This is a genomic window from Kitasatospora sp. NPDC023118 (assembly GCF_055560875.1).
In genome coordinates this window covers 82,571-108,532 of the sequence record NZ_JBVHHW010000025.1, presented here as the reverse complement: position 1 = coordinate 108,532, position 25,962 = coordinate 82,571, and the positions used below count along the sequence as shown (strand labels likewise).

General features: G+C 73.3%; 28 protein-coding genes. 14 read left to right on the top strand and 14 right to left on the bottom strand.

Annotated features, from left to right (window positions below):
• The first annotated feature begins 86 nt into the window (after positions 1 to 86).
• Complete coding sequence (locus ACZ3UD_RS28335) at positions 87 to 506, top strand: hypothetical protein (RefSeq protein ID WP_465593572.1); 420 nt, start codon at positions 87 to 89, stop codon at positions 504 to 506.
• A 245-nt stretch (positions 507 to 751) separates the two neighbouring features.
• Positions 752 to 1,132 (top strand): hypothetical protein, encoded by a 381-nt coding sequence (locus ACZ3UD_RS28330; protein ID WP_465593569.1) that lies wholly within the window; start codon positions 752 to 754, stop codon positions 1,130 to 1,132.
• A gap of 51 nt (positions 1,133 to 1,183) precedes the next feature.
• On the opposite strand, the gene ACZ3UD_RS28325 is transcribed toward ACZ3UD_RS28330, so the two are convergent.
• Positions 1,184 to 1,387 (bottom strand): DUF397 domain-containing protein, encoded by a 204-nt coding sequence (locus ACZ3UD_RS28325; RefSeq protein WP_465593565.1) that lies wholly within the window; start codon positions 1,385 to 1,387, stop codon positions 1,184 to 1,186.
• Entirely contained in the window at positions 1,387 to 1,734 is a 348-nt protein-coding gene (locus ACZ3UD_RS28320) for a DUF5753 domain-containing protein (protein WP_465593561.1), read from the bottom strand. The genes ACZ3UD_RS28325 and ACZ3UD_RS28320 overlap by 1 nt, the downstream gene beginning before the upstream one ends.
• Between ACZ3UD_RS28320 and ACZ3UD_RS28315 the strand changes: the two genes are divergently transcribed.
• Positions 1,724 to 1,987, top strand: coding sequence for a hypothetical protein (locus ACZ3UD_RS28315; protein WP_465593558.1), 264 nt, complete (start codon positions 1,724 to 1,726; stop codon positions 1,985 to 1,987). The genes ACZ3UD_RS28320 and ACZ3UD_RS28315 overlap by 11 nt on opposite strands.
• A gap of 51 nt (positions 1,988 to 2,038) precedes the next feature.
• Here ACZ3UD_RS28315 and ACZ3UD_RS28310 read toward each other — a convergent pair whose 3' ends face one another.
• A complete protein-coding gene (locus ACZ3UD_RS28310) occupies positions 2,039 to 2,968 on the bottom strand; it encodes a hypothetical protein (protein ID WP_465593555.1) in 930 nt (309 codons plus the stop codon).
• 479 nt (positions 2,969 to 3,447) lie between these two features.
• Here ACZ3UD_RS28310 and ACZ3UD_RS28305 point away from each other — a divergent pair, with 479 nt between their 5' ends.
• Positions 3,448 to 4,101, top strand: a complete 654-nt coding sequence (locus tag ACZ3UD_RS28305; protein WP_465593552.1) for a hypothetical protein — start codon at positions 3,448 to 3,450, stop codon at positions 4,099 to 4,101.
• A 1-nt stretch (position 4,102) separates the two neighbouring features.
• Here the strand turns inward: ACZ3UD_RS28305 and ACZ3UD_RS28300 are convergent, their stop codons facing one another.
• From ACZ3UD_RS28300 to ACZ3UD_RS28290, 3 genes are all read right to left on the bottom strand, one after another.
• The gene (locus ACZ3UD_RS28300) at positions 4,103 to 4,618 is read right to left on the bottom strand and encodes a hypothetical protein (RefSeq protein WP_465593549.1); all 516 of its coding nucleotides are present in this window, start codon (positions 4,616 to 4,618) and stop codon (positions 4,103 to 4,105) included.
• A 192-nt stretch (positions 4,619 to 4,810) separates the two neighbouring features.
• On the bottom strand, positions 4,811 to 5,479 hold the full coding sequence (locus ACZ3UD_RS28295) for a phosphatase PAP2 family protein (protein ID WP_465593546.1): 669 nt from the start codon (positions 5,477 to 5,479) through the stop codon (positions 4,811 to 4,813).
• Complete coding sequence (locus ACZ3UD_RS28290; protein WP_465593542.1) at positions 5,479 to 6,147, bottom strand: DedA family protein; 669 nt, start codon at positions 6,145 to 6,147, stop codon at positions 5,479 to 5,481. Before ACZ3UD_RS28290 ends, ACZ3UD_RS28295 begins: the two co-directional genes overlap by 1 nt.
• A 115-nt stretch (positions 6,148 to 6,262) precedes the next feature.
• Between ACZ3UD_RS28290 and ACZ3UD_RS28285 the strand changes: the two genes are divergently transcribed.
• From ACZ3UD_RS28285 to ACZ3UD_RS28275, 3 genes are all read left to right on the top strand, one after another.
• On the top strand, positions 6,263 to 6,670 hold the full coding sequence (locus tag ACZ3UD_RS28285) for a BlaI/MecI/CopY family transcriptional regulator (RefSeq protein ID WP_465593537.1): 408 nt from the start codon (positions 6,263 to 6,265) through the stop codon (positions 6,668 to 6,670).
• Positions 6,670 to 7,806: a M56 family metallopeptidase gene (locus tag ACZ3UD_RS28280; RefSeq protein WP_465593632.1), complete on the top strand. Its 1,137-nt coding sequence runs from the start codon at positions 6,670 to 6,672 to the stop codon at positions 7,804 to 7,806. The genes ACZ3UD_RS28285 and ACZ3UD_RS28280 overlap by 1 nt, the downstream gene beginning before the upstream one ends.
• Before the next feature lie 151 nt (positions 7,807 to 7,957).
• Positions 7,958 to 9,517, top strand: coding sequence for a GAF domain-containing protein (locus tag ACZ3UD_RS28275; RefSeq protein ID WP_465593534.1), 1,560 nt, complete (start codon positions 7,958 to 7,960; stop codon positions 9,515 to 9,517).
• Here ACZ3UD_RS28275 and ACZ3UD_RS28270 read toward each other — a convergent pair.
• Positions 9,484 to 9,987: an SsgA family sporulation/cell division regulator gene (locus ACZ3UD_RS28270; RefSeq protein WP_465593531.1), complete on the bottom strand. Its 504-nt coding sequence runs from the start codon at positions 9,985 to 9,987 to the stop codon at positions 9,484 to 9,486. The two genes, ACZ3UD_RS28275 and ACZ3UD_RS28270, sit on opposite strands and share 34 nt — an antisense overlap.
• A gap of 329 nt (positions 9,988 to 10,316) precedes the next feature.
• Here ACZ3UD_RS28270 and ACZ3UD_RS28265 point away from each other — a divergent pair, with 329 nt between their 5' ends.
• The 4 genes from ACZ3UD_RS28265 (at position 10,317) to ACZ3UD_RS28250 (ending at position 14,813) form a co-directional block, all read left to right on the top strand.
• Complete coding sequence (locus ACZ3UD_RS28265; RefSeq protein ID WP_465593528.1) at positions 10,317 to 11,639, top strand: hypothetical protein; 1,323 nt, start codon at positions 10,317 to 10,319, stop codon at positions 11,637 to 11,639.
• Between the two features lie 185 nt (positions 11,640 to 11,824).
• The gene (locus tag ACZ3UD_RS28260; protein ID WP_465593525.1) at positions 11,825 to 13,162 is read left to right on the top strand and encodes a TerD family protein; all 1,338 of its coding nucleotides are present in this window, start codon (positions 11,825 to 11,827) and stop codon (positions 13,160 to 13,162) included.
• 125 nt (positions 13,163 to 13,287) lie between these two features.
• Entirely contained in the window at positions 13,288 to 14,253 is a 966-nt protein-coding gene (locus tag ACZ3UD_RS28255) for an SGNH/GDSL hydrolase family protein (RefSeq protein WP_465593522.1), read from the top strand.
• Positions 14,254 to 14,324: 71 nt separating this feature from the next.
• The gene (locus ACZ3UD_RS28250) at positions 14,325 to 14,813 is read left to right on the top strand and encodes a GNAT family N-acetyltransferase (protein WP_465593519.1); all 489 of its coding nucleotides are present in this window, start codon (positions 14,325 to 14,327) and stop codon (positions 14,811 to 14,813) included.
• A 12-nt stretch (positions 14,814 to 14,825) separates the two neighbouring features.
• Here ACZ3UD_RS28250 and ACZ3UD_RS28245 read toward each other — a convergent pair whose 3' ends face one another.
• Positions 14,826 to 15,518 carry an RraA family protein gene (locus ACZ3UD_RS28245; protein WP_465593516.1) on the bottom strand — a complete coding sequence of 231 codons (693 nt, stop codon included), beginning with the start codon at positions 15,516 to 15,518 and terminating at the stop codon, positions 14,826 to 14,828.
• 132 nt (positions 15,519 to 15,650) lie between these two features.
• Here ACZ3UD_RS28245 and ACZ3UD_RS28240 point away from each other — a divergent pair, with 132 nt between their 5' ends.
• Positions 15,651 to 15,989, top strand: a complete 339-nt coding sequence (locus ACZ3UD_RS28240) for a Uma2 family endonuclease (protein ID WP_465593629.1) — start codon at positions 15,651 to 15,653, stop codon at positions 15,987 to 15,989.
• Here the strand turns inward: ACZ3UD_RS28240 and ACZ3UD_RS28235 are convergent.
• From ACZ3UD_RS28235 to ACZ3UD_RS28220, 4 genes are all read right to left on the bottom strand, one after another.
• Complete coding sequence (locus ACZ3UD_RS28235) at positions 15,952 to 16,881, bottom strand: proline dehydrogenase family protein (protein ID WP_380611010.1); 930 nt, start codon at positions 16,879 to 16,881, stop codon at positions 15,952 to 15,954. The two genes, ACZ3UD_RS28240 and ACZ3UD_RS28235, sit on opposite strands and share 38 nt — an antisense overlap.
• Before the next feature lie 158 nt (positions 16,882 to 17,039).
• Entirely contained in the window at positions 17,040 to 18,668 is a 1,629-nt protein-coding gene (pruA, locus tag ACZ3UD_RS28230; RefSeq protein ID WP_465593512.1) for an L-glutamate gamma-semialdehyde dehydrogenase, read from the bottom strand.
• A gap of 177 nt (positions 18,669 to 18,845) precedes the next feature.
• Positions 18,846 to 20,096, bottom strand: coding sequence for an FAD-dependent oxidoreductase (locus ACZ3UD_RS28225; protein ID WP_465593508.1), 1,251 nt, complete (start codon positions 20,094 to 20,096; stop codon positions 18,846 to 18,848).
• Complete coding sequence (locus ACZ3UD_RS28220; RefSeq protein ID WP_465593505.1) at positions 20,093 to 20,689, bottom strand: PadR family transcriptional regulator; 597 nt, start codon at positions 20,687 to 20,689, stop codon at positions 20,093 to 20,095. The genes ACZ3UD_RS28225 and ACZ3UD_RS28220 overlap by 4 nt, the downstream gene beginning before the upstream one ends.
• Positions 20,690 to 20,833: 144 nt before the next feature.
• Between ACZ3UD_RS28220 and ACZ3UD_RS28215 the strand changes: the two genes are divergently transcribed.
• Positions 20,834 to 22,435, top strand: a complete 1,602-nt coding sequence (locus tag ACZ3UD_RS28215) for a PucR family transcriptional regulator (RefSeq protein WP_465593502.1) — start codon at positions 20,834 to 20,836, stop codon at positions 22,433 to 22,435.
• A 36-nt stretch (positions 22,436 to 22,471) separates the two neighbouring features.
• Here the strand turns inward: ACZ3UD_RS28215 and ACZ3UD_RS28210 are convergent, their stop codons facing one another.
• Positions 22,472 to 23,638 (bottom strand): hypothetical protein, encoded by a 1,167-nt coding sequence (locus tag ACZ3UD_RS28210; RefSeq protein ID WP_465593499.1) that lies wholly within the window; start codon positions 23,636 to 23,638, stop codon positions 22,472 to 22,474.
• 137 nt (positions 23,639 to 23,775) lie between these two features.
• On the opposite strand from ACZ3UD_RS28210, the gene ACZ3UD_RS28205 reads away from it, so the two are divergent.
• On the top strand, positions 23,776 to 24,231 hold the full coding sequence (locus tag ACZ3UD_RS28205; RefSeq protein WP_387625216.1) for a VOC family protein: 456 nt from the start codon (positions 23,776 to 23,778) through the stop codon (positions 24,229 to 24,231).
• Positions 24,232 to 24,258: 27 nt separating this feature from the next.
• Here the strand turns inward: ACZ3UD_RS28205 and ACZ3UD_RS28200 are convergent, their stop codons facing one another.
• Positions 24,259 to 25,878, bottom strand: a complete 1,620-nt coding sequence (locus ACZ3UD_RS28200) for a hypothetical protein (protein ID WP_465593496.1) — start codon at positions 25,876 to 25,878, stop codon at positions 24,259 to 24,261.
• Positions 25,879 to 25,962: the final 84 nt, after the last annotated feature.

Sequence of the window (25,962 nt, the reverse complement as noted above, 5' to 3'; positions counted from 1 at the left end):
CACGCGTCGCGCTTGAGCGCCTGCAGGGCGCCCCGTGGGGTGACTGGGACCTCGCGTATGGTCATGCCCGGTCCCGGGTCCAGCTGATGCGCGAATACCTGCGCCGCTCCGCCTTGTGGGCGGACGCCTTCGGCGCCGAGAAGCTCTGGCCGTTCTTCGACATCGGCCGGCAGATCGACCCGACCGCCCGCGCCACTGCCGACGTCACGGCCGACCTCGACAACTTCATCGACAACACGATCGGCCGGCGCACCCTGGAGGAGACCTGCCGGGGAGCCGTGCACTGGCCCGCGTTCCGCCGCGGGACGAGCCTCGCCGTCCCCGATCTGCCGGACCCCTACGAGCCGCTACTCCTCATGTTCGAGCGCGGCGGCGGCTTCTACGTCGAGGAGATGATCGACCTCGACGGCGCCGCCATCCCCCTGGGCAAGCTGTCCGACCACCTCTCCCCCACCCCGGTCGTCAGCCTCGATCCGGCCACGCTCGACGCCCTGGATGCGGCCTGAACGGCATTGTCACTGGCGGCTCCGGCCCGGCCGGAGCCGCCAGCGCTCCTGCGGCCTGTCGTACGCACTGGACAGCCGCGATGACGGAAGTGGGCGAACACCGCGTGGGCGCGTTCGCGGCCTGGGACAAGTCCTGACAATCGCGCAGAGGAAAGACCCTGAACAGTACGCGCGCCCTGGCCGACCGACTGGCGAACGTCGTCTGGGACCCTTCGGAGACTGACCCCCGGCTACGCATCTCGCTCATGAAGGAGTTCCTCCGGCGCTCGGCGCTCTGGGCCCACCAGCTGGGTTCGGACACGTGGCCCTGCTTCGACGTGGCAGCCCTGATCGACCCGTCCGTTCGCGCCGACCCCGAGCTGGTCGAACAGGTCTCGAAGAGCTGCGCACTGCAGAGCACGGCCGTCCAGCAGAGCTGCGTGGGAGCCTTGCACTTCGCGGCCCTCCAGGAATCCGGCCGGATCACGATCCAATTGCCGGACCCGTATGAGCCCATCGTCTCCCTCTTCGAGAACGGCGGCGGCTTCGCTCTTGACGGGACTGGAATGATCGACATCGATCCCGCCGTGAGCATAAGCAGGGGCAAACTGGCGCATTGGCTGGACCGCGCCGCATCGACGTCGTGACGAGCGCCATCCGTGGGCGGCTCCGGCTCGACCGGAGCCGCCCACGCCGAACTAACCCAGCTCGCCGGCCTTGACGCCCGTGACGAGGCTCTGCCAAGCCTCAGTGGTGAACTGAAGGTTCGGGCCGCTCTTGTCCTTCGAGTCGCGGATCGCGATCCCCTGGGTCAGCCGCAGCGCCTCTACACAGGCCCCGCCCTGCTCGCTGCTGTAACTGGACTTGAACCAACCGACTTCCTCGTCATGCAGTGGGTACATCACATCTCCTTGGCCGCTTGCTTGAGCATGCTGATCGACCGATCGTGGCTGGCCGCCGTGCCGATCAGATCGGCCCACGTGTCCTCGTAGCCTCGAACGCGCTCACGATCATCTATCACCGTCGCCGAACCGAGCGCCTCAATATGCACGATCGGACCGACCTTCGGATCCTCAAAGCTCAGCACCGTGAACGAGCCCGTCATAGCAGGATGGAACCCAGCCGTGAAGGGCACAACCTGAAGCTTGATGTTGGCCTCCGCGGCACGCTTCGCCATGTGGTCCAACTGTTCCCGCATCAGTTCGGCTTTGCCCAACACACGTCGGAGAACTGCCTCGTTGACGACCACGCCGAGGCGAGCGGGGCCAAGTAGCAACGACCTGGGCTCGCCCACAGAGAATCGCCTGGCGCTCCGCCCCGAGTACACCGGCCCCACCGCCCTCGCTATCCCCACGAGTGCCAGCCTCGCCGAACTCGCCGTCCACCCCTTCCGCCGGGACCACCCCGGCGCGGCGAACCTCGTCTTCCTCCTGATCGTCAGCGCCGGCACCGTCCTCCTGACACGCGCCGCCTGCGCGGCCGCCCGGCGCCGCCGCCGATGACCAGGAAGTCGGCCAGCCCGACTTCCTACTCCACGGAAGCGCTCAGCGCCGTCATCGACGAGCCTGATGCGGCAGAAGACGCGACCACCAGCGCTCACGTCGGTCAACCTCTGCTTCGGAAGAAGCCTGACCGCCGCGCGGACTACTCTCCGACGCTCCGTTCGTCACGGTCGGCAGGTCGGGCGCCGACTGCCTCATCAGCTTGAAGGGAACGCCCATGAGCAATCCCACCAACGGAAGTGTGAGCGTGTCGGCACCATCGATTCCGCTCAACTGGAGCGCCTTCAGAGCCAGAACGCCCACCAGCAGTGAGACCGCCCCGGCCGCGATCGTCCGCCGTACGTCATTCCTCTCGCGATAGCCCTGCGCCGCTTCTGCGGCCTCGTCCTCACCGACCAGTGCGAGCGGGCGCCCTTCGACGACGGCAGCCATCGCGTGTGCGACGTGGTGGACCAAGAACAACCCTTGAGCAGGGTCCCGAAGGGCGTCCCTGGCAGCGGAATCGATCTTTCCTGCCATGGCAACGGCATGCCCGAAGTACTCCCGACGTGCCGCCGCACTGCGATACGGGCCGAACCGGCCGTACGAGAGGAGAACCCTGTTCAGGGAAGCAACCGACCGATGCAACTCCCGCTCGCTCGCCGGGCCCGGCTCGGCGGTGTGCTGCTCGCAAGCCGTGAACAGCTCCGTCGCCGCGCACGCCATGAGTCCCACGACATGCCCTCGACGCAACGCCAGGGAGTCAAGGCGGAGGAACACCTGCGTCTCGGCAGCGAGAATCACTGCGGGCGCGAACACCCACTGCCAGGCAACGGGGTTACCGAGTGCGTGAACCATCACAGCCGCCCCGCCCGCCAAAGCCGGGAAGACGATCAGCAGCGTCGGCGCCGTCGCCCAGATCTGCCCCCTCTTGGCGAGTTCCCACGCCACAAGCTCGCCCCGAAGCCGGTCCAGGGAGCCATCTCTGGACAGAGTGCTCACCTCGCTCATCGTCCGATCAAGCTGATTGCAGCGTGCGGCAGCCCTCTCACCAGCACTGACCAACGCCTTCGAGGACATTCGCCCAAGGAGCCTGCCGGCCCTGCGACTGCCGGAGGTTGCGAGCCTCGCTTCGAGAGCTATCAGGAGCAGGACGGCAGGAATCCCTACGCCGATCAGCCAGGGCTGGATCTGAAGGTACAGATGAACCATCAACGCCTCCACGGTTGAAAGGAACACGAGTACACGGGCACCACTGGCATGCTCCCGCGCACCACCGACATGTGACGCTCCCCCGTCGCACGGAGATACGGGGGAAGACAGAGCGAAGGACGCCCTCTGCAGCCGGCCGTCCTGCTGACCGTCCTCGCCACCGTGGCGCTCGGCGGCTACCTGTGCGCGACCAGCTGACACCCCGCCCGTAGCGCGTCACGATCCCGGCGTACGCTTCCACCCCGTCCTACGGAGAGATCGGGGGAAGCATGGCGAGAACGAGGACCCGGCGCGGGACCATCGCGCTGACGACCGCGCTGGTACTGGCCGTACCGGCGGGGACGTTCGGGCTGGTGCTGGTGAGCACCTACGTGGGCTCCGGCGTGGCCCTGCTCCTCGGGCTGGCCGTCGGGATCGCCTGGATCGTGGGTGTGGTCCGGCTGCTCGGGGCGGTGGGCTGCTGGCTGGCGGCCTGCGGCGCGGTCCTGTGGCTCATGGCGATCGGGGCTGTGGCCTCCGCCCGGGACGCGGTGATCCTGAACGCCACCGGGGTGACCACCGACGCCCGGATCACGGCGGCGTACGACCAGCCGGCCGGGAAGCACCCGAGCTCGGAGTACGAGCTCGTCGACGCGTCCGGTTCCCCACTCGGCCGGGTGTTCGCGGGCTTCCACTCGCACGCGGTGGGCGACCGGATCACGGTCCGCTACGACCCCCGGGGCGTTGCGGCCACCCATACCCTGGACGGCATCGACTTCGCCGGGGACCTCGCCCTCGCCCTCGGCCTCAACGCCGCCCTAATGGCCGCCACCGCCGGCCTCGGGGTGGCGGTGGTCCGCAACGGCCGCCCGCGCCGGGTCCCGTTCCGGCGGGCGGGCAGCGCCGACGGGACCCCCCGCGACTCCGCCCGCCCCCAGCGGTGAACTACCCCCGCACCACCCGCGCCCGCAGGTAGTTGCGCCGCCCGAAGTTCGGCTCGTCCACCGCCGTCAGCTCCTCCACCTGGAACCGGTACAGCGCCGCCGCCCCGCCCCCGGTGAGGAACTGCCGCCGGACCTCCTCGTCCTGCGCGAAGGACGGGTAGCGCCCCTGGTAGGCCGCCAGCGCGGCCTCCCCATGCCGCCCCCAGGCCTCGCCGGCGCTCCCGGTCAGCTGCAGCCCGCGCAGCTGCTCGCCGAAGACCGGCGGCGGCAGGAAGACGGTGGCGGCGGCCCGGGCCTCCTCGGCGAGGTGGTGGCTGTGCCGGGTGGAGCGCTCGCTGACGAAGTACAGGACGAGGTCGTCGTCGTACGCGAAGAAGGCCAGGTTGGCGTGCGGCCCGTGCTCGTGGCCGGCGGTGGCGAGGGTGAGCACCATGGCCTCGGCGAGCAGCCCTTCGACGCCCTTGTGCAGCAGGTCGCCCGGCCAGTCCCCTTGCGTGATGTCGAGTCGGTACGGCATTCGGCACTCCCTCCGCTGGCACGCCCGGTGTCTTCGCGCCCCGAGCACGACTGAGCCGGGCGGGCGCCCCCTGGAAGGGGGCCCCACGCCCGGCTCACATGCTCCACCCGCCGTCCGAAACCGGACAAGGGGCACAGCGGATTACGGACTCGGTACTTCCGCGTACCGTCTCAGTACTACCGCACTACCGCACTACCGCGCCCGGTGCGACGCGTACCCGCGGGCCACCACCGGCGTCGCGCCGGGGCCCAGCAGCGGACGCAGCGCGCCCGAGCGCATCCGGTCCACCAGCGGCCCGCAGCGCCCGGCCAGCGGCGCCAGCACCAGCGCGACCACGATGCCGACCAGCGCGCCGACCGCCACGTCGTGCGGGTAGTGCACGCCGACCCAGACCCGGGAGGCGGCCATCAGCGCCGCGAAGACCGTGGCGACGACGCCGAGCCGCCGGCTGACGAACCAGAGCGAGATCGCGGCGGCGAAGGCGATCACCGAGTGGTTGCTCGGGAAGGACCAGTCAGCGCTGGTCGCGCTCGGGCAGGTCTCCAGCGAGACGCTGCCGCGGATCTGGTCGCAGGGCCGGAGCTCCTCGACCTGGCCCTTGAGGACGGAGTTGACACCGTATGCGATGACCACGATCACCGGCGAGGCCAGCACCCTGGCCATCACCACGGAGTCGGCGCCGCGCGCCCGCCACCAGGCGTGGAGCATGAAGAGCGCGAACAGTCCGAGGCCGATCGCCGACCAGACCTTGATCACGTCGTTCAGCCAGTGCGGCGCCGACTGCACCCACCCGTTGACCCGGGTGTACAGGCTGCCGTCGATGCCGCTGCCGTCGTAGACGGCCAGAGCCCGAGAGGACATCACACGTCACCTCCGTGACGGAGCGCCTTACGGGCGCGGAACAGTTCGAGAACAATAGGGAGCACGGAGACAACTACTACCAGACCGATGATCGGCAGCAGATATCGGTCGATGCTGGGGACCGAGGATCCGAGCCCGTACCCGGCCAGCACCACGCCGACCGTCCAGAGCGCACCGCCGGCCACCTGCCAGAAGGTGAACGAGCGGACCGGCACCTCCAGCACGCCGCAGAGCGGGTTCAGCACCGTCCGGACCACCGGGATGAACCGGGCCAGCACGATCGCCTTGCCGTGCCCGTACCTGCCCAGCAGCTCCTCGGCCCGCTCGACGCCCTCCAGCAGGCTCTTGCGCTTGGTGCGGCGCAGCAGCGCCCGGCCGCCGCGCCGGCCGATCACGTAGCCGACCTGGGCCCCGAGCAGGGCCCCGACCAGGGCGGCGGGCAGCACCTGCCACAGGTGCAGCTGCGGGCCCTTGGTGGCGCCGGGCACGCAGAGCAGGCCCGCGGTGAACAGCAGCGAGTCGCCGGGCAGGAAGAAGCCGACCAGCAGGCCGGTCTCGGCGAACAGCACGATGGCGATGCCGAGCGCACCGAAGGCGGCGAGCAGCGAGGACGCGTCCAGCGGGTTCACCGCCAGGTGAACGGCCGCATCCGCGGGGAACTGAAGCAAGGCTGGCGGACCTCCCGTACGTTGGGGGGCGGTTCCCAGCGGAACCCGCCCCGGCCGTCTACAGTGACGTAGACGGTCTACACGACTGTAGACGAATCCTGGAGGAAGCGCCGCCATGTCCGACGTACCGTCCGCCCGCCGGCCTGCCGGGGAGCTGGAGGCCGAGGTGCTGGCCGCCCTCTGGTCGGCCCGGCAGCCGATGACGCCGCAGGACGTCCAGACGGCGCTCGGCGGGGACCTCGCCCGCACCACCATCGCGACGATCCTGGCCCGGCTGCACGACAAGGGGACGGTCGAGCGCACCCGGTCGGGCCGCGCCTACGCCTACACCCCGACCGTCCAGGACACCGCGGGCCTGGCCGCCCGCCGGATGCACACCGAGCTGGGCCGCGAGGCCGACCGCTCCACCGTGCTCGCCCGCTTCGTCTCCGACCTCTCCGCCGAGGACGAGCAGCTGCTGCGCGAACTGCTCGGCGACGGCGCGCCCGGACCGTCGGGCGGACCGGGGGCCGGCACCCCGTGATGCTCTCCGTCTGGGCCCCGCTGCTGCTGCCCTTCCTGGCCGCCCCGCTGGCCCGCCGCCTCGCCGAGTCGCTGGCGCCCCGGGCCGCCGCCTGGCTGCTGGCCGGCACCGCCGTCGTCCTGGCCGGGGGCACCCTGTGCTCGCTCGGCCTGCTCGCCACCGCCGGGCTGCTCCACCTGCCCCCGGTCGCCGCCCTCGGCCACCTCTCGCTGCCTTGGCTCACCGCCGCCACCCCGGACGCCCCGCTCGCGGCCGCCGCGGCCGCTCCCGTGCTCGCCGCGCTCACCGCGCTGGCGGTGCGCACCGCCCGCCGCCGCCGGCTCGACCTGCGGACCGCCCGCTCCACCCTGCCCGCGCTCACCGCGCCGCCCGCCGACGCCGACGCCGCCGACGCCGCCGACGCCGCCGACGCCAACGCCGCCGACCAGCATCCGGACATGCGCCCCCGGCGCGCCCCCATGCGCCGGGCACGCGCCGCGCGATGGCTGCGGCCCGGCGAGAACCCGCTCACCGCCGTGCTGTCGCAGCCCGAGGACCACCCGCTCACCGTGTTGGACGACGACCGCGCCGACGCCTTCGCCCTGCCCGGCCGCCTGCGCCGCCCCGGCCGACCGGGCGAGCCCGGCCGGATCGTGGTCACCTCCGGCATGCTGCGCGCCCTCAGCGGGCCCGAGCGCTCCGCCCTGCTCGCCCACGAGCGCGCCCACCTGACCGCCCGCCACCACGTCTTCCTCGCCCTCGCCGAGCACGCCGCCGACCTCCACCCGGCGCTCCGCCCACTGCGCGCGCCCCTCGGGTACCACCTGGAGCGCTGGGCCGACGAGGTGGCAGCGGCCCGGGTCGGCGACCGCGCCGTGACCGCCCGCGCGGTCGGCCGGGCCGCCCTCGCCGCGAACCGTTCGCCCTGGCCGGCCCGGCCCCGGCTGGTCGCCGCCGCCCACTCCGGCCCGGTCCCCCGCCGGGTCGCCGCGCTGCTCCAGCCCCGCCCCGCCACCACCCCCGGCACCCGGCTGCGGGCCGTCGCCCTGGCCCTGGCCGCCTGCCTGGCGCTGACCACCGGCGCCACCCTGGAGGCCACCGCGGACCTGCACCACACCGTCGAGGCCGCCCAGCACGAACCCGGCGCCCAGCACTAGAGCACGAGTGCCAAGGCACCCCAGGACGGTTTCCGTACCGACCGGTACGGCGACTTGGCGGACCCCATGCCCGCAGGCCCACCGCACCCGTACGCTTTCGTCAGCGCGTCGACCCCGACGCGCCCTCGAACGGCGGCGAGGAGCAACGCGAGTGCGGCAGACCGGACGGCAGTCCCGACGACCAGAGCGCCGCACCCCGCCGACCGCGGCGGAGCTGGCCAAGGTCCACGACCGCACCCTCGCCGACGCCGCCGCCCGTGAACTCGCCCTCCCCGAGACCGGCGGGACCGGCGGGACCGGCCTACTCGAACCCCGCCCCGAGATCGGCGACTCCTGGGCCCGGCTGCGGCGCCTCGGCCTCGACCCCGACACCGGCGCCGCCACCGCCATGCTCGGCCCCGCCGAACTGGAGCGGCGCCGCCGGGCCAGCGGGCTGGACACCGTCCTGCCGGTGCTGCGCGAGACCCTGCTGGGACCGTCCGACCCGGCCCCGCTGATCCTCGCCGTCGCCGACGCTGAGGGCCACGTGCTCTGGCAGGACGGCGAACGCGGGCTGCGCCGCAGCGCCGACCGGATCGGCTTCGTCACCGGCGCCCGCTGGATCGAGGAGAGCGTCGGCACCAACGGCATCGCCGTCGCGCTGCGCGCCCAGCGCCTGATGCACGTCCACTCCGGCGAACACTACCTGCGCAGCCACCACACCTGGACCTGCGTGGCCGCGCCCGTGCACGACCCGGCCACCGGACGGCTGGTCGGCGCGATCAACCTCAGCGGCCCGGCGCACAACGTCCGCCCGTTCCTGCTCCAGCTCACCGCCACCGCCGCCCGGCTCGCCGAGACCGAACTGCGCGCCCACCGGCTGGAGGCGCTGAACCAGCTGCGCACCCTGGCCGCCCCGCTGCTCGCCCGGGTCGGCGGCCCGGCCCTGGTGGTGGACGCGGCCGGCTGGACCGCCGCCGCGGCCGGACTGCCGCCGCCCAGCCGGCTGCGCGTGCCCAGCGAGGGCTGGGCCCCGGCGGCCGTGCACTGGGTGCCCGGCCTGGGCGAGTGCGTGCTGGAACCGCTCGCGGACGGCTGGCTGGTGCGCCCGGTCCGCCCGCCCGAGGCGGACGGCTCCGGCACGGTGAGCGCCGAACAGGCCGCGGGCGCCCGGCTCCGGCTCGACCTGCGGCGCCCGGACCGCGCCGAACTGTTCGTCCGGGGCGCGGCCGACAGCTGGTCGCACCCGGTCAGCCCGCGCCACGCCGAACTGCTGCTCCTGCTGGCCACCTCGTGCGAGGGCAGCACCGCGGCCCAGCTCGCCGAGGCCCTGTTCGGCGACGCGGGGCGGACGGTGACGGTCCGGGCCGAGCTGTCCCGGCTGCGCCGCTACCTGGGCGGGCTGCTGGCCCACCGGCCGTACCGTTTCGCCGACTCGGTGCTGGTCACCGTCGAGGGGCCGGAGGACCCGTACGACCTGCTGCCCGCCTCCACCGCCCCGGCGGTCCGGCGGCTGCGGGCCGGGCTCGCGGCGGGCACGGTACGGCTGCCGGGCGCCGCGGCGCCCGTCCCGTCACCGCGCTCCGCAGGATCCGCGGGAGGCGGCCAGGCCAGTACGGGCGGTACGGACAGCACGGGCGGTCCGGGCAGTACGGGCGGTCCGGGCAGTACGGGCGGTCCGGGCAGTGCCGCCGGTGCTCAGCCGCCGCCCGCGAGCAGCGCGGCCAGTTGACCGTCGGTCGGGCCGCAGTCTCGCTCCTCCTCGGCGGAGACCAGCGCGTAGGTGCGCTCCAGCCAGGCCTGCACCCGGGGCTTGGAGGCCTCCAACAGGGCGCTGCCGTGCGGGGATTCGAGCGCCAGGTGCAACGTCGAGCCGTGGCAGGGGCAGTAGGCCGGCCACAGCTTGACGTCGCCCTGACCGCTCAGCGAGCGCAGGCCGTCACGCAGCAGGTCGCGCGAGAACACCCAGTCCGCCTCGTCCGGCCGCCCCAGATGGAAGGTCAGCAGCACCTCGTAGGGGCGCGAAGCGTCGAAGCGGAACCTGGTGCGCACCTCGCCGACCACCTCCTCGCCCAGCGAGATCCGCAGCATCAGCACCTCCTCCACCGCCGCCGGAGCGGCGGTGGAGCCGCCCCCATCGTCGCCCGTGGGGGTGGCGGCGAGGGGGGCACTGGAGGCTGCGGACAACGGGTCGGGCGACATGACGGTCTCTCCGGGAACGGCGCGGGATGCCACCAGCCTGCGCCACCGGCGACCGGACGGGCAAGGGTTGCAAGGGGGTTGCAATAGCCCCCGTCCAGGCCGGATGCCCCTTACCGCACCGGTCGGACGGACCGTCAACTTCCGCCTGCCGAAAGGGTGTCCGGGAAATGGATGGATATTGTCCGCGGTCCGCCGCCCGCTGGTACGCTCTCCCCCTCCCGCCGCGGGCCCGCAGCGGAACCGGTGCGAACCGGCTGGATCCGGGCCCTGCGGCAGCGCGTGGGAGAATACGGCCGACGCGACGGCGACTTCGGGGAGGGAGGGGTCCGGTGGCTGCGCGCGAGGACACCGCGCGGGACGTGCGGCACGAGCCCGAACGGCACGGTCGGCACGGTCGGCCGCGCCCCTTCGGCGGCCGGTTCCGGCTGCCCACCCTGCGCTTCTCCGGCGCCGCCATGGCGATGTCCACCGTCGTCGGCATCAGCATCGCCACCACCCTCCTCCTCAACGAGCAGCAGGGCATCGGCCGGCGGGCCGGCGTGGCCCGGGTCGGCAGCACCCCGCCGCCCACCCCGAGCGCCACCGACCAGGCCGAGGCGGCCGCCGAGCGGACCCCGGCCTCCCCCGCGCCGTCCGGCCACCCGCAGGGCTCCCGGCCCACCGGGCACCCCTCGGCGCACCCGTCCGCCCCGGCGAACGCCGCAGCCACCCCGCCCCCGGCCAGACTCCCGGCGGGCACGTCGGTCCCGGTCACCCCCTCGACCGGCGGGCAGGCCTCGGCCGGGCACGAGCCCCGGCCCTCGGCGGACACCCCCGACACGGGCACCGCCGCCGGCCCCTCGCCCTCGGCGCAGCCGCTCACGCCCTCCGGCGGACCGGCGGGCGGGCAGCCGCAGGCCGACCCGTCCGGCACCGGGCAGCCGGGCGGCGCGCCGTCGCCGCAGCCGACCGGCTTGCGGCCGGTCACCTCGGCCCACCCCGCACCGGAGCAGCCGGCCCCGCCCGCACCGGCCCGCCCGGTGCCACCGGCCGCCGCCGCGGTCCCGGGCGACAACGGTGGCGCCGGAGGCGCTGACGGCACCGGGAACAGCGCCGGGAGCAGCGCCGGGGACGCCTCAGCCTGGGACGCCTCAGGGGACACCGACGCCGCCCCCGGTGCTGTCGACTCCGCCAATTCGGCCAACTCGGCCGAGTCCACTGACGCGGAGGCCGACCAAGCCCTGACCGGCACCGGCCAGATCACCCCGCTCGGGCGCGACGGCCTCCGGCACGCGCTGACCCTCGCCGTGGCCGAGCCGGTCACCGCGCTGCAGGCCGAATTCCGGCTCGTCCCAGGCGAGTTGGCCCCCGGTAGCGGTGCCGCCTGGACCGATCTTCCGGGCGCCGTGGTGACCGTCCAGCAGGAGCGCGGCACCCTGGTCTACCGCTTCACCACCCCGCCCGGGACGGACGTCGAGCCCGGCCGCTACAGCTTCGCCGTACGCGGCACCCGCCCGGCCGAACCGGTCGGCCCGGTGCGCAAGTCGGCCCCCGCGGAGAACTGGAACGCCGCCGCCTTCGGCATCGACCACCCCCGGGCGGTCGCCGCGCTCGGCGGCTTCGGCCGGCTACTGCCGCTGCCCGCCCAGCCGTTGGCACCCACGCACCGCTGACCCACCACGCCGACCCGCCACCGGCCGCCCCTCCCGTCGACTGATCCGATGTTCCGACGATCAGACAGCTCAGCGCTCCGGCCGGGCGCATCGCCGTACCCCCGTTCGTTACTGTGGGCAGCACCCGGCCCGGCGGCCCCACCGGCCCCGGCCCGGACCGTCGTTCCGCACCCGAGGAGGAGTCCTTGTCCACCGTCCTGACCCAAGGCGGCAACGCACCGCTGACCGCCGCGCGGGTGACCGTCGAGGTCACCGCGCCCAAGGCGCTGGACGTCTCCGGCCTGCTGCTGACCGACACCGGCAAGGTCCGCTCGGACGCCGACTTCGTCTTCTTCAACGCCCCGCACGGGCCCGGCGTCAGCCTCCGCCCGGCCGCCGCCGGCGCGCCGGACGCGATCACCGTGGACACCCCGGCCGTCCCCGCCGACATCAGCAAGATCGTGGTCACCGCCAGCCCGGCCGACCAGTCCTCCACCTTCGCCGGGATCGAGCCCACCGCCACCGTCCGGGACGCCGACACCGGGACCGTCCTGGTCACCTTCACCCCGCCCCGGCTGGGCCTGGAGACCGCGCTCATCGTGGTCGAGGTCTACCGGCGCAACGGGTCCTGGAAGGTGCGCGCGGTCGGCCAGGGCTACGCCGACGGCCTGGCGGGCATCGCCACCGACTTCGGCGTCAGCGTGGACGACTCCCCCACCCCGACCGCCGCCCAGACCCCCGCCCCGGCCGCCGCCCACGCCCAGGCCCCGATCTCACCGAGCGCGCCGACCGTCCAGATCACCTCCCCGGCCGCCCCGCCGCTGCCGCCCGTCCCGCCCGCGCCGCCGGCTCCGCCGGCGAGCCCCGCCCCGCCGGTCGACCCGCGGATCGCCCTCGCCACCGCCCCGCCGCTTCCCCCGGCCCCGCCCGCGCCGCCCGCCGCGCCCCCGACCCCGGCCGACCGTCCCAAGGTCACCCTGGACAAGGGCCGGGTCAACCTGGTCAAGGGCAGCTCCGTCTCCCTGGTGAAGAACGGCCGCCCCTTCCTCTCCTCGGTCCGGATGGCGCTCGGATGGGAGTCCGCCGCCCGCGGCCGCGACATCGACCTGGACGCCTCCTGCCTGGCCTTCGACGCCCAGCACAAGCGGCTGGAGACGGCCTGGTTCATGAAGCTGAACATCTTCAACGGCGCGATCGCCCATTCCGGCGACAACCTGGTCGGTGGTGACGGCGGCGACGACGAGGCGATCACCGTCCACCTGGAGGGCCTCCCGGCCGAGGTCCACGCGCTGGTCTTCGTGGTCAACTCCTTCTCCGGCCAGAAGTTCACCGAGGTGCGGAACGCCTACTGCCGCCTGGTGGACGTCCGGACCGAGGAGGAGCTGGTCCGCTTCGACCTCACCCACTCCGAGGCGCGCACCGGCGTGGTGATGTGCAAGCTGGTCCGCCGCCCCTCCGGCGAGTGGGAGATGACGGCGCTCGGCGAGTACGTCGACGGCAAGACCGCCCGGGCGATGATCGAGCCCTCCGCCGCCCTGCTCTAGAGGCGGCAACGTCACGGGCACGCCCGCGATTTCACCTCTCTGAGGCATCAAGTCGTCCACGGATCGACTCGATTGATTCTCAGGGGGTGAATCGCGCTCTCCCCTGCACCCGTTGAGGAGAGACCGTGCCACGCTTCCCGTCCCGCCTCGCCGTTGCCGGCACCGCCGTCGCGCTCGCCGCAGGTCTGGTCACCCCCACCACCGCCCAGGCCGCCGCCAAGCCCTCCACCCGCGCCGGCGCGCTGCGGTGGGCCGCCCTCGGCGACAGCTACACCGCGGGCGTGATCGAGGCCACCGGCGACCTGACCGAGCCCAACGACGGCTGCGCCCGTACCACCGGCTCCTACCCCGAGCTCATCCGCCGCGACCTCGGCTCCCTGGTCAGCCTGCGCAACGTCAGCTGCAGCGGCGCCACCAGCCTCGACGTGTACGCGAACAAGCAGAGCCCGCTCGGCCGCCCGCTCCCGCCGCTCGGCACCGACCCCGACGCTCCCTACCCGCCCGTCCCACCGCAGGTCGACGCCGTCGAGCGGGACACCGACGTGATCACCGTCGAGGTCGGCGGCAACGACCTCGGCTTCGGCGGGATCCTCAAGGACTGCATCGAGCTGGGCGCCACCACCCTCGGCCGGGGCACGCCCTGCAAGGACAAGTACGACGCCCAGCTGCCCGGCCGGCTCGCCGAACTGCGCACCGACTACTCCACCATGCTCGGCGCGCTGCAGACGAAGGCCCCGTCCGCCAGGATCCTCGCCGTCGGCTACCCGCACCTCTTCCCCGAGAACGCCAACCTCTGCGAGTACGGCGACCTGCTGCAGTTCTCCACCTTCACCACCGGCGACCTCGCCTGGGCCCGTACCGCCGTCCTGGAGCCGCTCAACGCGGTCATCGCGCAGGACACCGCCGCCCAGGGCGACACCTTCGTGGACCTCTACCCCGCCACCGCCGGGCACAGCGTCTGCGACGCCGACCACTGGCTGGACGGCGTGCTGACCAGCATCCTCCCCCTCAAGTACGCCCTGGTGCACCCCAACGCCAAGGGCCAGGCCTTCGCCGCCGCCCAGGTCGAGGACGCCGTCCTCGGCGGCTGACCTTCACACCGTGCGAGCCGGGCGCCGAAATCCCGTTGCCCCGCCCGCCCGTCGGCGATCATCCTGTCCGGATGCTCATCCGCGAAGCCACATCCGAGGACTGGTCGGCCATCTGGCCCTTCTTCCGGTCCATCGTCGCCGCCGGCGAGACCTTCCCGTATCCGCTCGACATGCCCTCCGAACTCGGCCAGGAGTGGTGGATGCACTCCGCCCCCGACCACACCGTGGTCGCGGTGGACGAGGACGGACGCGTCCTCGGCACCGCCACCATGAACCGCAACCGCCCCGGCAACGGCTCGCACGTGGCCAGCGCCAGCTACATGGTCGACCCGGCCCACCACGGCCGCGGCATCGGGCGGGCCCTGGTCGAGTACTCCCTCGACTGGGCCCGCCGAGCCGGCTACCGCGCCATGCAGTTCAACGCGGTGGTCGCCAACAACCACCACGCCGTGAAGCTCTACCGGTCCCTCGGCTTCGAGATCGTCGGCACCGTCCCCGAGGCCTTCCACCACCCGGTCGACGGCTACGTCGGCCTGCACGTCATGTACCGGCCGCTGTAAGGGACTTCCCCCCTACTCCTCGATCGCCCCGCCGACCCGCCGCAGGTGCTGCCGGAAGCTGTACGACGGGTCGGCAGCGCGCCGCGCCAGGTACTCGCCGAAGGCGGTCTGCTCGCGCAGCGTGTCCCCGGCGGCGATCCGCTCGGCCTGCGCCCGCTCGGTCCGGGCGATCCCGGCGGCCGCCTCCAGCACCTCCCCGACCCGGTCGGCCGGCACGAACACCACCCCGTCCGCGTCCGCGAACACCACGTCATCGGCGCCCACCAGATGCGGCCCGACCCGCGCCGAAACCAGCGCCTCCGGCTCGCGGTCGTCCAGCCGCACCGGCCCCAGCGGAAGCGACCCGTAGCTGAACACCGGCAGCCCGATCCCCACCAGCTCGGCCGTGTCCCGGTGCAGCCCCCACACCACGATCCCGGCCACCCCGGCGGCCCGCGCCTCCAGCACCGCGAGGTCCCCGACGCAGGCCTCGTCCGTGCGCCCACCGTTGTCGATCACCAGCACGTCCCCGTCCCGCGCCGCCCCGTACGCCTCCAGGAACACGTCCACGCTCCCGTAGTGCCGCACCGGCAGCACCCGCCCCGACACCCGGGCCCCCGGCACCACCCCGCCCACCCCCACCGGCGCCGCCCGCAACCCCACCCCGACCCGCACACACGCATCCGCCACCACCGCGGTGGACAGCCCCTTGAAGTCCTTCAGCATCCCCAACTCCTCCCACCGAACGCCCAGTTGACCAGCACCGGAATCCTACGCCGGGCCTCAGACTCACACATCGAGTGAAAGTCCACTGTGTGCTGCACAACCCGGCCCGGCAACGAATAGCGTGACGCCCACCTGGCGGAAGCGACCTCCGCCAAACCCGACCAGGGCCGCATCACCAAGCGCCATTGCTACGCCCGGGCCGGCATCCCGCTCCACCTCCTCATCGACCGGCAGAAGTCGCAGGTCAGCCTCTTCGGCAAGCCCCATCGCGAGGAGTACACCGAGGCCCACCTCGCCGCCTTCGGCGAACCGCTCGCCCTCCCCGCCCCGTTCGACTTCGAGCTCGACACCAGGCCCTTCCTCCAGAAACCGCGAAACGGCCCGCACCCCCTCCCACACAGGGGGTGCGAGCCGTTCCGGCATGCGGAGCGCGTCAGTTGCGGGTGGCCATGGCGCGCAGGAAGAAGGTGAGGTTGGCCGGGCGCTCGGCGAGGCGGCGCATGAAGTAGCCGTACCACTCCTGGCCGTACGGCAGGTACACGCGCATGGTGTTGCCCTCGCCGACGAGGCGCAGCTGCTCCTCGGGGCGGATGCCGTACAGCATCTGGTACTCGAAGGAGTCCCGGGTGCGGTTGTTCCACTGGGCCAGCTGGCCGGCGATCTTGATCATGTTGGGGTCGTGCGAGGCGATCATCGGGTAGCCCTCGCCCGCCATCAGGATCTTCAGCGCGCGGACGTAGGCGAGGTCGACCTCGTGCTTGCCCTGGAAGGCGACCGACTCGGGCTCCTTGTAGGCGCCCTTGCACAGCCGCACGCGCGAGCCCGGGCCGGAGAACTCGCGGCAGTCGGCCTCGGTGCGGCGCAGGTACGCCTGGAGCACGACGCCCAGCCAGGGGAAGTCCGCCCGCAGCTCGCGCGCGATGGCGAGGGTGGAGTCGGTGGTGGTGTGGTCCTCCATGTCGAGGGTCACCGTGGTGCCGGCCTCGGCGGCGGCCTCGCAGATGCGGCGGGCATTCTCCAGCGCGATCTTCTCGCCGTCCACCGGCAGGAACTGGCCGACGGCCGACAGCTTGACCGACACCTCGGCACCGGCGGCGAGGCCGGTCTCCTTGAGGGCCTTGAGCAGGTGCTCGTAGGCCTCGGCGGTGCCGGCGGCCTGGGCGGCGTCCTGGGTGTCCTCGCCGAGGTGGTCCAGGGTGACCTTGCGGCCGGTGGCGACCAGGTCATCGCAGGCGGTGACGGCGTCGTCGAGGGCCTCGCCGGCGACGAAGCGCTCGACTATCGCGTGGGTCGGAGGGAACTTCTCGACCACGGTGCGGACCTGCGGGGACCGGGAGGCCGCGAGAAGGGCGGAACGGAGCATCGTGACTCCTGGAGCTGGTGTTTCCAAGGGTGGCAGAAAGGCGCCGGGGCGGCGGTACGGGGGTAGGCCGCCGCCCCGGCGGGCGACGCCCGGCTGCGGGACCGGACGTCGCGGGTGACCGATGGCTTCTACAGCGGACCGGTCGGCATCATGGCTGGTCAGCCCATGTGCGGGTAGCGGTAGTCGGTCGGCGGGACGAAGGTCTCCTTGACCGAGCGGGTCGAGGTCCAGCGCGCCAGGTTCTGCTTGGCGCCGGCCTTGTCGTTGGTGCCGGAGGCCCGGCCGCCGCCGAAGGGCTGCTGACCGACGACGGCGCCGGTCGGCTTGTCGTTGATGTAGAAGTTGCCGGCCGCGAAGCGCAGCTTGTGCATCGCGTCCTGGGCCGCCGCGCGGTCCTGGGCGATGATCGAACCGGTCAGGCCGTAGGCCGACACGGACTCCATCTGCGCCAGCATCTCGTCGTACTTCTCGTCCTCGTAGACGTACACGGCGAGGATCGGGCCGAAGTACTCGTCGCGGAAGTACTCCGAGGCCGGGTCCTGGCAGACCAGGACGGTCGGGCGGACGAAGTAGCCGACCGAGTCGTCGTACGTGCCGCCGGCGAGGACCTCCACGGAGGCGTCCGCCCGGGCGCGGTCGATGGCGGCCTTGTTCTTGGCGAAGGCGCGCTCGTCGATGACCGCCGACATGAAGTTGGACAGGTCGGTGACGTCGCCCATGGTGAGGCCGTCGACCTCGGCGGCGAACTCGTCCTTCAGGCCGGCCCACAGCGAGGCCGGGACGTAGGCGCGGGACAGCGCCGAGCACTTCTGGCCCTGGAACTCGAAGGCGCCGCGGGTCATCGCGGTCTTCAGGACCTTGGGGTCGGCGGACGGGTGGGCGACCAGGAAGTCCTTGCCGCCGGTCTCGCCGACGATCCGCGGGTAGGTGCGGTAGCCGGCGATGTTCTCGCCCACGGAACGCCACAGGTGCTGGAAGGTGGCGGTGGAGCCGGTGAAGTGGATGCCGGCCAGCGCCGGGTGCTTGAGCGCCACGGCGGAGACGTCCAGGCCGTCGCCGGTCACCATGTTGATGACGCCCTTGGGCAGGCCGGCCTCCTCCAGCAGCTGCATCAGCAGGTGCGCGGAGAACTGCTGGGTCGGGGACGGCTTCCACAGCACCACGTTGCCCATCAGCGCGGGCGCGGTCGGCAGGTTGCCGGCGATCGCGGTGAAGTTGAACGGGGTGATCGCGTAGACGAAGCCCTCCAGCGGGCGGTGGTCGCTGCGGTTCCACACGCCGTCCGAGGAGATCGGCTGCTCGGCCATGATCTGGCGGGCGAAGTGCACGTTGAAGCGCAGGAAGTCGACCAGCTCGCAGGGGGTGTCGATCTCGGCCTGCTGGGCGGTCTTGGACTGGCCGAGCATGGTGGCCGCGGCCAGGGTCTCGCGCCAGGGGCCGGCCAGCAGGTCGGCGGCCTTGAGGAAGATCGCGGCGCGGGAGTCGAAGGAGAGCGCCTGCCAGGCCGGGGCCGCGGCCAGGGCAGCGTCGATGGCGTCCTGCGCGTCGGCCTGGGTGGCGTTGCGCAGGGTACCGAGCCGAGCCGCGTGGTTGTGCGGCTGGACGACGTGGATCTCGGTGCCGCCGCCCATCCGGCGCTCACCGTTGATCGTCATGGTCAGCTGGACCGGCTCCTGGCCGCCCAGCTCCTTCAGCTTGGCCTCCAGACGGGCCCGTTCCGGGCTGCCGGGGGCGTAGCTGTGGACCGGCTCGTTCACCGGCGCGGGGACCTGGGTCACAGCGTCCATAGAGCGCACGCTCTCCTTCGTTCAGTGCGGGGGGATTGCCGGCGCGGGTCGCACGCCGGCCACAGCACGAACGCTATTCCTGCCCGCCCGGCCACTTGATTGGCCGGGCGGCTAAATTCCCCCGTACGGCGTTGTCCGGCCCGACGAAGCCGGTCACGCGACGGTCACGACCGGCCGTCAGGCGGCGCGCCCCGCACGCCTCACCGGCGCCACCGACACCGCCTGTCGCTCCCAGTCGATCCGGTACCCGTGCACCGGGCGGAGCATCTTCTCCGGGCTCATGAAGGTCCGCATCATGATCGGCGCGATCACTCGGAACAGCATCCGGGCGAGGGGCCCGGAGGCCTTCTGGTTGTTGGTGCGCGCCGCATCGGCGGCGATCTTCTCGACCCGGGGCCGGCGCATCGCCTCGTAGGCGGCGAACGCGGCGGTGTGGTCGGGCAGGTCACGCAGGCAGCGGGCGAGTTCGACGGCGCTCTCGACGGCCAGCGAGACGCCCTGGCCGGAGCTGTTGGACGGCGCGTGCACCGAGTCGCCGACGAGCACCATCCGGCCGCGGTACCAGTGCGGGACGGACGGCATGATCTCCAGCCGGGGGAAGACCTCGATGGTCCCGGCGTCGGCCGCCCGCAGCACCTCGCGGGCGGGCAGGTCGTCGGAGTGCAGCTCGCGGCACCGGCGCAGCCACTCCTCCCCGCCGATGGCGCGGACCTGCCCGTAGCCCAGCTGCTCGGGCTGCGGGATGTTGCTGAACCAGGCGGTGCCGCTGCCGTCGGCCAGGCCCCAGTAGCCGAAGAAGGCCCGGGCGCCGTTGGCGAAGTGCACCGACTCGCCGCGGCCGGGCCGGCCGGGCAGCCGGTGGGAGCTGTAGCCGCCGACGCCGAGCAGGCCGGTGTACTGGGCGTCGGGCGCGGCCGGGTCGATCAGGGTGCGGACGGTGGAGCGGGTGCCGTCGGCGCCGATCAGCACGTCGCCGGTGGCACTGGTGCCGTCGGCGAAGCGGGCGGTGATGCCGTCGGCGCCCTCCTCGGCGCCGACCAGCCGTTTGCCGTACCGGACCTCGATGCCGGTCTCGCGCAACCGCCGCTGCAACACCTCGTACAGTTCGGCGCGGCGCATCAGCCGCCCGCGCGGCAGGTCGGGCAGGCCGCGGAACTCTCCCAGCGTGCCGCCCTTTCCGTCCTCGATCACCATCGGTCCGACCGGCTGCCCGATCCGGCCGACCTCCGCCTCCAGGCCGAGGACGGCCAGCGCGCCGAGCCCGTTGGGGGCGATCATGAAGGCTCCGCCGATGCCCTCGGCGGAGGTCTCGTAGGCCTCGAAGACCTCGACGTCGAGGCCCGCCTTGCGCAGGGCCAACGCCATCACCGGACCGGCGATGCCGCCGCCGATGACCAGGGCCTTCTTCGACGTACGCGGTGCACTCATTGCAGACTCCCGAAGTACTCCTGCCAGGTCCGGATGAACTCCGGCTCCTGGAGCTGTGTGACGAGGCGCTCGACGAAGGCGATCTCGGTCTCCAGTCCGCCGACCCGGTACTCCTCCTCGATCAGGAAGAGCCAGCCGACGCCCTCCTCCGTGGCCTTGCGCAGCGTCGCCCGGATGGCCGCCACCTCCGCGGCCAGGGCGGCCCGCCGCCGCTCCAGGAGCTCCACGGCCTCGGCCGGCGGGAGCACCATGAGCAGCGACAGCGAGACCCCGAACGCGGGGTACTCGTGCTGCGGCTCGGCCACGAGTTCGCGCATCCAGTCGAAGAGCTCCGTCCTTCCTTCCGCCGTGATGGCGTAGACGGTGCGCTCGGGCCGCTGGGTGTCGCGGACGGTTTCCTGTTCGGCGACGAACCCGGCCTTGCGCAGCTGCTCCACGACCATGTACAGCGAGCTGCGGTTGTACTTGATGTTGCGGTCCTTGGCGTGCTCCTTGAGCCGGCGCCCCATCTCGTACGGGTGCATCGGCTCGGCCAGGAGTTCGGCCAGGACCGCCAGTGCCAGCGGGTTCGACACCTTGCGTCGCTTCGCCACGAGACGTCCTCATCTCTTGGTCAGTACTGACTATCCACTCCTGAATAGTCAGAGTCAACTATTTTCGAATGACGAACCGCAACTCTGTCCGCCCGGCTAAAATCAACCACACACCGTTGTCCGAGCGGATGAAGGAGGCCCGGAGTGACCACCCCCGGTCTCCCGCTCCGCCAGCTGCTGATGTCCCTGGGCGAACCGCTGGTCGAACTCCAGGCCGCCCCACAGGGGTTGGACGTCCCCGTCCGCGACGTCGCGATCCTCGACCCGGAGGACCCGCCCACCGCCGCCCCCGGCGAACTCGTCCTCGCGATCGGCGCCCGCGGCCGCGCCGCCCTCCCCGCCCTGCGCGCCGCCGGCCGGGCCGGTGCCGCAGCCGTCGCGGTCAAGCTGGACGGCCCCGGCCAGGCCGACGCCCTGCGCGAGGCCGCCACCGACGCCGGCGTCGCCCTGCTGTCGGTGCGCCGGGAGACCCGCTGGGAGCACCTGGACTCGCTCGCCCGCGCGATCATCGCCGGCCCGGACGCCCCGGCCGCGCCCGGCGCCCCCGAGCCCAACGCGGGCGACCTCTTCTCCCTCGCCCAGACCGTCGCCGTCCTCACCAACGGCATCGTCTCGATCGAGGACACCTCCAGCCGGGTGCTCGCCTACTCCCGCTCCTCCGACTCCGACGAGGTCGACGACCTGCGCCGGCTGTCCATCCTCGGCTGGCAGGGCCCGGAGCCGTACCTGTCCAAGCTGCGCGAGTGGGGCATCTTCCAGCACCTGCGCAGCTCGGACGCCCCGATCGCGGTCGAGCCGCACCCCGAGCTCGGCCTGCGCCGCCGGCTCGCGGTCGGCATCCGGGCCGGGGCGCAGCCGCTCGGCACCATCTGGGTCCAGGAGGGCGCCCAGCCGCTGGCCCCGCTCGCGGAACAGGCCCTGGTCGGCGCCGCCCGGGTGGCCGCCGCCCAACTGGTGCGCCGCCGCCGCGAGTTGTCCGCCGACGTCCGGCTCACCCAGACCCTGCTGACCGGCTTGCTGGAGGGCTCCACCGGCCCCCAGTCGCTCGCCACCCACCTGGGCCTGGACCTGCGCCGCCCGGCCACCGTGCTGGCGTACGGCGCGCACACCACCGAGGCGCTGCACCGCTCCGACGTGACCGGCCTGATCTCGGTGCACACCGCCGCCCGGCACCGCACCGCACTGCTCGCCCCGATCGAGTCCCGGGTCTACGTGCTGCTGCCCGAACTCCCGCCCGGCCTGCCGATGGCGACCGTGCGCGACTGGGCGGCCGAGGTGGTCGCGGCCGCCCGGGAGCACCTCGGCGTCCCGCTGCGCGCCGCGATCGGCTCCACCGTCGACGGCCTGTCCCAGGTGCCCGACTCCCGCGCCCAGGCCGACCGGATCCTGGACGCGATGGGCCGCGGCGGGGTGGACCTCGACGTCGCGGCACTGATCGACGTCCAGGCCGAGGTGCTGGTCAGCGAGATGCTGGCGCTGCTCCAGGACCGCACCGGCCTGCGCGACCCCCGGCTGACCGCGCTCACCGAGTACGACCGCCGGCACAACACCCGGCTCGCCGAGTCGGTGCTCGCCTGGCTGGACGCGCTCGGCGAGGTCCGGGTGGCCGCCGACGCCCTGCACATCCACCCCAACACCCTGCGCTACCGGGTGCGCCGCGCCGAGCAGTTGACCGGCATCGACCTCGCCCAGCCGCAGCAGCGGCTGCTGGCGATGCTGCAACTGCGGCTGCCCGCGGACGAGTAGTCCGCGGGCAGCCGGTTCAGACGGGTCGCCAGGACGTCACCCGCGCCCCGCCCGCCACTGCTCCCAGGCCGACAGCCACAGCTGCTCGGCCAGCAGGTGCTCCTCCCAGACGTCGGCCCCGCCGCCGGGCCGCTCCCGCCACAACTGTTCCCAGGCCCGCTGCGCCGGCAAGCTGGCCACCTCGCTGGCGAACACCGTGTACCGCACGACCTCCTCCACGGCCGCCTCGCCCGCCGGCGTGCCGATCAGCCAATGCGTCTGCTGGGACAGCCGGTTGAGGTGGTTGACCATCGAGGTCACCGCCGCTACGGCCTCCTCCCGGGTCTCGGTGGCGAGCCGCATCTGCTGGCGCACCACCGTCTCCCATCGGACCGCGCAGGCGTCCCCGCGCAGTGCGCGCGGCAGCCTCGGCGTGCGCCCGACCCGCACCTGCGCCTCGATCGCGGCGGTCTCCGCGATGCTCTGCGCGATCAGCTCCCGGTGCGCTTCCAGTCCGGTCGCGGGCGGCAGTTCGCGCTCCTCGACCGGCACGCACCGGGCCCGCCGGGAGGCGAGGTCGCGCAGCAGGTCGGTGCGCCCGCGCAGGTAGCGCTCGAAGTCCCCGATCCCGCCGAGCTCCACGCCGCCGGGGGCGACCCCGCGCCCGCACACCGTGACGGTCAGCCCGCCGACCCGCAGCCGCCCGGCCCAGACCGGCCCGGCCGGGTCCGCTCCGCCCGGGGCCATCGGCCGGTCCTCGTGCACCTCCACCGCGCAGGGCTCGCCGTCCACGGTGATCCACTCGCGCAACGCCCGCACCCGGCCCGGCCCGTCGCCCTCGTCGATGCCCAACTGCTCGTAGACGCGGTCCCGTTCGTCCTCGACCACGTCCTCCAGCTCAGGCAGCAGCTCGGCCCGATCGGCGCCCGGCCGGTAGGTGCGCACGGTCACGTACGGTCCGGCCGCGGAGGTCCAGTCGCCGCACTGCACCTCGACCCAGCGCAGCTCGCTGCCGCAGGTCTCGAAGGCGGCCAGCGCCACGCCGCGGCGGGCCGGTCCGGCGGCCACGCCGTACACCGGGAAGTCGAGCGCGGCCAGGGTCCGGCGGGGGAGCTCCTCCTGGTCGGCGAAACGATCCTGCCCGCCCAGCCGGGTCGGGCCAGGCCCTCCGTCGTTGCGCCCCTGAGGCCTTCCGCCGCTCTCCCGCATCATCCTGTGCCGCACCCCCGAGTCCCTCGCACCCGCACCGCTGACGCCACCTTACGTGCCCGGAGCTGCCGGGTCATCAGCTCGGCCGCCGTGCAGGGCCAGTGGCCGTGTCAGAGGGCCCGGTTGTCAGCCGCCCTCCCTACGCTGGCCGCATGACCGCACAGAGCACGCCGGAGCACGGCTTCCCCGCCCGGATCAGCATCGTCACCCTCGGGGTCTCCGACCTCGACCGCAGCGCCCGCTTCTACGAGGACCTCGGCTGGAAGCGCTCCACCGCCTCCAGCCCGGAGATCGTCTGGTTCCGCACCGCCGACTCGGTGCTCGGTCTCTTCCCCAGCGAGGAGCTGGCCGCCGACGCGGGCGTGCCCGCGACCGGCGAGCCCTCCTTCCGCGGCGTCACCCTCGCGGTGAACCTGGAGTCCCCCGCGCTGGTGGACGCCGCGCTGCGGACGGCGGTCGAGGCCGGCGCCGTGGTCGTCAAGCCGCCGGTCCCGACCAGCTGGGGCGGCTACTCCGGCTACTTCGAGGACCCGGACGGGCACCTGTGGGAGCTGGCCCACAACCCGTTCTTCCCGTTCACCGAGGACGGCTCGCTGGACCTCCCGTAGAAAGCCCTGGGATCCGCCGGACAGGCCCTAGTTCCGGGAGCGCGCCTTGAAGGCCGCCTTGCGCGCCTCCTTGGCCAGAGCCCGGTCCGGGTGCAGCTCGCCGATCGCCTCCAGGACATCCGCCGTGTACGGGTGGTCGACCCGCCACAGCTCGCCGAACCACGCCGCCGGATCGCCGTTCACCGGCAGGTCGGTGATCAGCTCGCGCAGCAGCGCGGTGTCACCGCCGCTGTCCAGCAGCTGGGCGGCGAAGGTGTCGACCACCGTCCACAGCGCCATCGCCCGGTCCGGCACCGGCACGTCCGAGGCGCCCTGCGCGGCCAGCCAGGCCCGCGCCGCGCCGCCCAGCTCCGGGTCGTCCAGCACCTCCCGGACGGCGGGCTCGGCACCCGGCCCCAGCAGGTCGAGCGCCGAGACGGACAGCATGCGGCGCAGCGGCGCGTACCCGTCGGCGCCGCGGGCCGCCGCCAGCAGCTCGCGGGCCGCCGCGACCGGCTCCCGGCCGGCCACCCAGACCTTCAGCTCCTCCTCCGGCAGCACGTTGGCCGACTCGCACACCCCGCGCAGCAGCTCCGCCGCGTCCCCCTGGGCTAGCTCGCCGACCAGCGGCGCGTCGTAGCCGTCCTCCAGCAGCCACTGCCGGATGCCGTACTGGCCGAGCGGGGTGAGCCGGACCAGCCCGAAGCGGGCCGACTCCTCCTCGTCCAGCGGCGCCTCGCCGACGACGGCGGGCTCCTCGCCCTCCTCCTCGTCGAACAGCTCCGGGTCGATCGGGCGGTAGTCCAGCAGGCCCAGCTCGGCGAGGTCGCCCAGCATCGGGTCCAGGGCGACCATCACATCGGTGATGTCGCCGAGCAGTTCCTCGCTCGGCTCCTCGCCCTCCGGCACCACCAGCAGTGCGGCCAGCACGCCCAGCGGCACCGTCTCTTTGCCGGGCTCGGCGAAGGCGGTGGTCTCGTACAGCACCTGCAACGCCTCGTCGAGCAGCTCGGCGGCGGCGTCCCGGGCCTCCTCGACCTCGTTCAGTCCGTCCTCGTCCTCCTCCGCCGCGCCTTCCGCCGCCTCGCCCTCTTCCTCTTCCTCCGGCAGCGAATCCGCCTCCACCGCCAGCTCCCGGACGATCCCGGCGGCGGTCAGCCACAGCTCCAGGACGGTGTCCGGGTCCCCCTGCTCGGCGGGCTCCAGATCCGGCCCGGGCACCGCGACGTGCTCCCCGGTGGCGGTCGTCCCCAGCTCCACCAGGTCCAGGTCGCAGGCCAGCGACCAGGCCCGCAGCGCCTCGACCTCGGCCTCCTCGGGCACCTCGCCCTCGGCCGGGGCCAGGGCCAGCAGCCGCGCCGCGGGCGCCCGGTCCTCCTCGACCAGGTCGCCGAACTCGTCCACCGCCCGGTGCGGGGCGGCCCAGCGGGCCAGCGTCAGGGCATAGCCGAACATCGGCACGGCCTTCGCGTGCTCGGCCAGCTCCCGCTCGGCGGGCAGCTTCACCGGCGGCACCAGGACGGCGGCGTCGTCCAGGTCCTCGTCGTCCAGGCCGTGCGCGGCGAACGCCCCGTAGAGGTCCTGGAGCTCCATGTCGGCGGGCAGGACCGCCTCGGCCGCGCCCTCTCCCGTCGAAGCCCCTGCGTTCTTCCGACGTCGTCCGGCCATCGTCGTGTGCTCTCCCTCAGCCAGCGGTCAGCCCAAACAGCTCCGCGCACCCGTCTACCACCTCAGCGTATAGGCCGGGCAGCC